The sequence below is a fragment of the Shewanella sp. genome (genome assembly GCF_013214165.1).
Lineage (GTDB): Bacteria > Pseudomonadota > Gammaproteobacteria > Enterobacterales > Shewanellaceae > Shewanella.
The window spans coordinates 56,916-62,915 of record NZ_JABSSM010000009.1; the positions used below are offsets into that span (position 1 = coordinate 56,916).

4 protein-coding genes and 1 pseudogene are annotated in these 6,000 nt (G+C 43.5%); 2 read left to right on the forward strand and 3 right to left on the reverse strand.

All coding sequences use genetic code 11. The annotated features are described in order from the left end of the window. Positions 1-144 precede the first annotated feature (144 nt). Positions 145-453, forward strand: a complete 309-nt coding sequence (locus HRU42_RS21150) for a hypothetical protein (RefSeq protein WP_367227137.1) — start codon at positions 145-147, stop codon at positions 451-453. Positions 454-630: 177 nt separating this feature from the next. Then, the gene (locus HRU42_RS04325; protein WP_295029114.1) at positions 631-1,923 is read left to right on the forward strand and encodes a site-specific integrase; all 1,293 of its coding nucleotides are present in this window, start codon (positions 631-633) and stop codon (positions 1,921-1,923) included. A 1,535-nt stretch (positions 1,924-3,458) separates the two neighbouring features. Here the strand turns inward: HRU42_RS04325 and HRU42_RS04330 are convergent. From HRU42_RS04330 to HRU42_RS04340, 3 genes and pseudogenes are all read right to left on the reverse strand, one after another. After that, complete coding sequence (locus HRU42_RS04330; protein WP_295029115.1) at positions 3,459-4,145, reverse strand: LysE family translocator; 687 nt, start codon at positions 4,143-4,145, stop codon at positions 3,459-3,461. A gap of 278 nt (positions 4,146-4,423) precedes the next feature. Next, entirely contained in the window at positions 4,424-5,563 is a 1,140-nt protein-coding gene (locus HRU42_RS04335; RefSeq protein ID WP_295029116.1) for an NAD(P)/FAD-dependent oxidoreductase, read from the reverse strand. Between the two features lie 228 nt (positions 5,564-5,791). Continuing rightward, positions 5,792-6,000, reverse strand: a pseudogene (locus HRU42_RS04340) (protein-disulfide isomerase); the annotation flags it as partial.

The following is a 6,000-nucleotide window of genomic DNA, read 5'->3' on the forward strand; positions in this document are numbered from 1 at the left end:
GAAACTCAAATTGTTCATGGCTTATTTATAGAGAACGTTCGAAACAAGCCTACTGTTACTTGTCTCATTTAGCATATTACCAGTTGATAATAATTCTCATTTGAGTGTAAACTTGCTATTTATGACAACAAGAGGTCCACGCTGATGAATAACCAAAAGGTAAACCTGTCTATATCAACAGAAAAACTAACTCAGCTGATCCAAGACGGCGTCTTGTGCGCCGCTGACTTTCGTTGCCTGGACCAAGAATCTAAGCAAAAAGTGTGGCAGATGTGCCTTTGGTGCTGTAGCAAGAAAATCAGTTGCACAAAAGCCTGTGCCTTGAGTTGCTCTGCCGGATGTGCTTCCCCAACGCAATATCAATCCAATACAAGTATTGAACAAGTTAACCAAATAACAAGTCAGTCAAGCACAAATACAAACACCAGGACTAGGTATGAACGGCTGCTGTAAGCTGTTCACTACAAGTAAGCACTAGACTTAGATGAGAAATTTTCTTAGGTTTGTGGTGTATCGGCACATTCTTAGCTATAAATATTGTCCACATGGCAAGCACACGTTAAGATCATATCTTAGCGATATTTTGATCCTCTGCTCAAAAAGCATCAGGACTTGCAATGAGAGTTAACTATGCAAATGCCCCCAGTATTACCACTGTTTGAATCGGCCAAATTCATCGAGGAAGGTAATAGTGTCGTCAACCAATACATCACGCAGATCAGCCTCGAGGAGGTGAGTGATGCAGGCTTAATCTTCGAACACGCATCAGAACTACTCTATGAACAGCAGCATAACGAAAACAGCTATAAGGCTTATCGCAGTGAATTAACCACCTTCTTTCATTGGTGTTTCGATGTAGTGAAACAGTCACCGGCATCGCTGACGCGCAGAGAGATTGCCCGCTATCTCGCCTATTGTCAGAATCCTCCCCAAGAGCTAATAGGCTACTTTAATGTCGCCCAATTTAAACTCGATAAGGCAGAAGGGCAGAGAGTCCCCAATTTTGCATGGCGTCCATTCGTGGGTAAGAAGGCCATGGGTAAAGAGCTACCTTATCTGCTCAGTGAAAATGCCTTGAAGACCAAGATAGCCATTCTCTCTTCCTTTTATAGTTACTTGATGAGTGAAGACTACTGTGATCGCAATCCGGCCCAAGCTTGGATGAATCACAGCCGTTTCTCCTCTAAGAAGAAATACCGCGTAAATCCAGATGACAGTAATATGTTGGCTTTCACCGAACTACAGTGGTCTTTCGTGATTGCCACGGTGGAAAAACTGGCCATCGATGCACCAGACATACACCAAAGAAGCCTGTTTATGATAAAGCTTATCTACTCTTGCTACCTGCGAGTATCCGAAGTCGGGGCTAGGGCAGGTTACTCACCCGTGATGAGCCAATTTAGGCAAGACAAACAAACAGGAATTTGGAGTTTTTATATTCCCCTGAGTAAAGGGGGCAAACCCCGTAGCGTGGCAATATCGAAAGCCTTACTTGCTGGGTTAGTCGAGTACCGTCAGTTCTTAAAGTTACCCGATTATCCAAGTTCAGGGGAGCAGTATCCCTTGTTTATACGGCGTAAAGCCGCTGGACGGGGAAGGGAAGCTGGCATACTCAATGCCAACCTAGGAATACGCCAAATCAGAGAAGAAGTGGATAAAATCATCGAACATGCGGCCATCACCGCCGAAAAGGATGGTTTTGACGAGGACGCCAAGCAGATGAGGAACCTGAGTGTGCACAACATACGTCACACAGGGATCACCCATGACATCAATATCAACGGTAGGCCGCTATCTCATGTTCAAGCAGACGCGGGGCACGAGAGTATCGATACCACATCCCAATATTTGCATACATCACAGATAGAGAGGCATCAGAGCGCGCAGAACAAGCCATTAGATCATCTGCAAGGGATAGGATAAATCCAGTTTCAATGTCTAAGACTGGTCAGTATTTAGTTGTAAATGATAAGTCTACAGCCAGATACAATCAGAATTTCAACTCAGTTAATGCCGATAAGTGTCATTATCGGCAATTGAGCAAAAAATCGAAATATAGCATTGGACATCTTATCGGTTTGTCATTCAAAGACTGGCATTCCCGCAGACACGCCTCATAAATCTGTGATTCTAATTAGCTCATAGTTCCTAGTATTAGCTGTATTAGCCCAAACAGGAGATACGTTTACGCTCAATAGACTCGAAGTATATAAACTAGAGCTTGGCTCGAATAACAGATCGCATTGGTGCAGGTTTCTTAGAATGAGTGGCTGGATCTGGTCAACAAGTCATGCAGCAAATATGGCTGGATTTAAAGAGTTAAAACATGGAACACTCGAAAAACCAAGCGTCGCTGTGTGCATACTTTAACACTCTGTGAGTACTTGGTGGCTAGATTTTACGTAGCGACGTGCGAGAAACAATAGGAAACTAGCATTGAATCAATTGGTTATATGGGAACGAAAACCAAAGCGGTTAAGCTGGTTTTATCTAAACACCATCAATGAAAACCAATGTGACATTGAGTACGCCAGCATTGAGCATTTAACTCAGTTCATTTTGTTTTGGTCATTTAGCTCAAGTCAGAATGCTAGAACTCAGATACTTGAACTCACTAGTGGAAAGTAAACTTTAACGAACGTCGGGCTTAATGGCAGAACTCATATCGGGTTTACAGGATTCTAGTCGAATATGTTTCAATTTTAATAAGGCCCGGATACAAGTTTTGGTTTTGAACTGAGTGTTGATCTGAGTTTGGAAGCCGTCAATACAGAACAGACACTCAATCAATAGCTCAGATACTTGGCTCTGCATAAGCAGTGCTGAATACAATTACTGGCCATCACACACAGTAAAGATGTCAGGTTCTAAGGTCCCATATCTCCATCCTGGCGCTCTCACCCACGAGTGCGCACAATGTATATTATGTTAAATAGCCTATATGAGTGTCGATAGCTTCAAATCAAGTACGCCAGCCGATTAGCCGAGCCGGTTTTTCAGATCACCATGTTTCGAATGATACGCCCGATAAATGCTTGTCCTTTTCCGGCCATGTGCATCACTCTATTAGATTCTCTATAGCGCACAGGAGATCTGAGCTAAACATTACGCTTTAAATTCTGCTAATAAGGTTTGCGTGGTTTTATGGGTCTTGAGCAAGTCGGCCAAACAATGTACATCTTCTAAGCCCATAGCAACACCTTATTGATCAGTCGGCGGACATCCATGTAGTGCATCACCAATAAGCGTTACTTTACCCCGAATAGACATCACGGCCGGCCGCTAAACACTCGATAGCAGAGACAAGCTTGCTATCGAAACCGCAAAGACGGGTACGTAACCGCCCTACTCTTTTTTATCAGCCTGGGCACCAGCGCAAGCATGCTTGACCATACTTGCGCCATTTAAAACTACACTTCAGACAGACTAAAGCGGTGAGGAGAACCCAATGAGACATGTCACAGCTTAGTGATTGCCAGCTTGGCGCCGAAGCCCAGAAAGATACTGCCGGAGACATAATTCATCCAGCGAGCGTTTCTAACATTCGTCAGCAGAGATTTAAACTTCTCAGCCATCATTATGACCACCAAGAACCAGCTCGAAACCACGATGGCTTGAGTCAAGCCTAAGATCATGCTGTCGGCCAGTACGCTTTGCTGCGAGATAAACTGCGGAAATATAGACAGGTAAAACATCACTATCTTAGGGTTAAGCATGTTAGTCAGGAAGCCTTTCATAAAATCCTTGCCCATAGCCCGACTGTCTTTGCTTAATCTAGTATTTACGGCGACACTTTTCGCTACTTTTTCGCCGGCAAGATCGGCTTTGGGCTCAGCTGCTAGCTTCAATGTACTTAACTTGATGCCGGCGCGGATATTGCTGATCCCTAACCAGATTAAGTAGGCTACGCCCAACCATTTAAGCAGCATAAATGCCCATACAGACTGGCTCAATAACAGACTGATCCCTTGAGCCGAGATAAACGCGTGAACGATGAAGCCCAGGCTGACACCGGCAATGTTGCTAAAAGCCTGCAATCGACTTTTGGTCAGTGCGGTAAACAGTATCAGTAAGGCATTGGGTCCGGGGATAATGGCGATCAGGAAGACAATTCCTGCAAACAAGATAATAGTATCGATACTCATGGTAATTCCATTTTTAAATGTGCAACAATTCCACCCGAGACACTCAGATGTTTAAGACGATTGTACTTGTACTTGGCCAGCCTCTTAAACAGAAATGAATAAGTAGAAGCTAAGCCATCAGCCTTTCAAGTTATGCAGTATCCATAGACAGGTTACTGATCAGGCTTCCTGTCTATAGAGACTGAGGAATAGACAATGTGCACATTTTAGATGACTAGATAATACAAAAGCAGCGGCTATTAACCGCTGCCTCGATGTTGAAGCCATCTTGATAGTCGTTATTTCAGCGTTGCAATCTCTTTCTGCACAGCATCAACAACACGTGGGGGATTTGATCGATATGGCGAGGTTTGGCTGACAATGTCGCGATCTTCTTTGTGGTTGTTCTGGATCCTCATCATCAAATATTCTGCATCTCTCCACACACCACCTAAGGTTGCCGACCCTCGGGTATATAACCAAGGAAGTCCAATAAAGTACAATCCATCGACATCATCGCTGACCCCTCGATAATTACTCGGGTAGTTCATCTCATCAAAGGTGATATTTTCAATCCAGAAAAAGTTGGGTTTAAACCCGGTCGCCCAGATAATATTCTTGATACTGCTGATGGTGCCTTTTTGAAACTTGATACTGTCCTGATCTGCCGATAATGTTCTCCCCACGTGGATCACATTCTTTTTGGCCAGCAGTTTCTTCACGTCGGTACCAATAATCGGTTGCACACCTTTACTCAACCATTGACCAATTTTGCTAAAACGTGTCACCGATAAAAAGCCTATTTTGGTGAACCACCACCATAAGGTTTTACCTAAAATTGATTGTGGTATCGCGGTGATTTTATCGGTTCCAGAGAAATGCACGGTACGTCCAGTCTCTGCTATTTCTGATAAAATTTGTACCCCTGAATCTCCGGCACCGACGACTAAACAGTCCCCATCTTGCAGCTGTTCGGGGTTTTTGTAGTGTTCACTGTGTAATTGGATAATATTGTCAGCGATATCAGTGTGGCAAGGAGGGGTGTAAGGCGTATGGAAGGGGCCTGTGGCGATAATGATCTGCTTGGCCTGATACTGACCCGTTGCACTGGTTATTTCAAAAATACCATTAATTTTTTTTACTGAGGTGATTTTTTGATTAAATTTAATGGCTATAGAAAATTTTTCGACATAACTTTTTAAATAGTCTGCCACTTCATATTTATTGGGGTAGTACCCTTTAGGAAACGGAAATAACATCCCCGGCAGATGGTTATACTCTGTGGGGGTAAACAACTTTAACGAATCCCAGCGTTTTAACCAAGGGGCACCTATGTGCTCATTGGCGTCTAAAATTAGGTAATCTTTATTATTTTTAGATAAATTATACGCCATAGACAGTCCAGACTGCCCTGCGCCAATAATGATAAATTCTTTCATGGATCCCTAATAAGTGATTATTACGCGCGACATTCTAACAGATCACAGCAAGCGAACCTGACTATTCGTAGAAAGGATGAACGATTTGGTAGTGAAACTGGATATTTTTTTACATAAAATGATGGGGAAAGCACAAGATGCACCCATAAAAAAACCACGGTATTCACCGTGGTTTTCTCTTAGAAGGTGATTGATTCCAGACTCGAGAGCATGGTCATCATAAAGCGGCTATTTAAGCGCGGCGATCTCTTTCTCAACCGCAGCAACCACGCCTTGTGGATTGCTTAAGTACTTAGAGTGATCGACAAAAATGGCATGATCACCGATGGTGATGACCAGTGCAGGGAACGAGTTCGTGCCTATCATCTCCTGGATCTCGGCGATATCCGATAATACGTATTCGGCTTCGCTGCTCAATTCATCTTTGAAGACTTTAT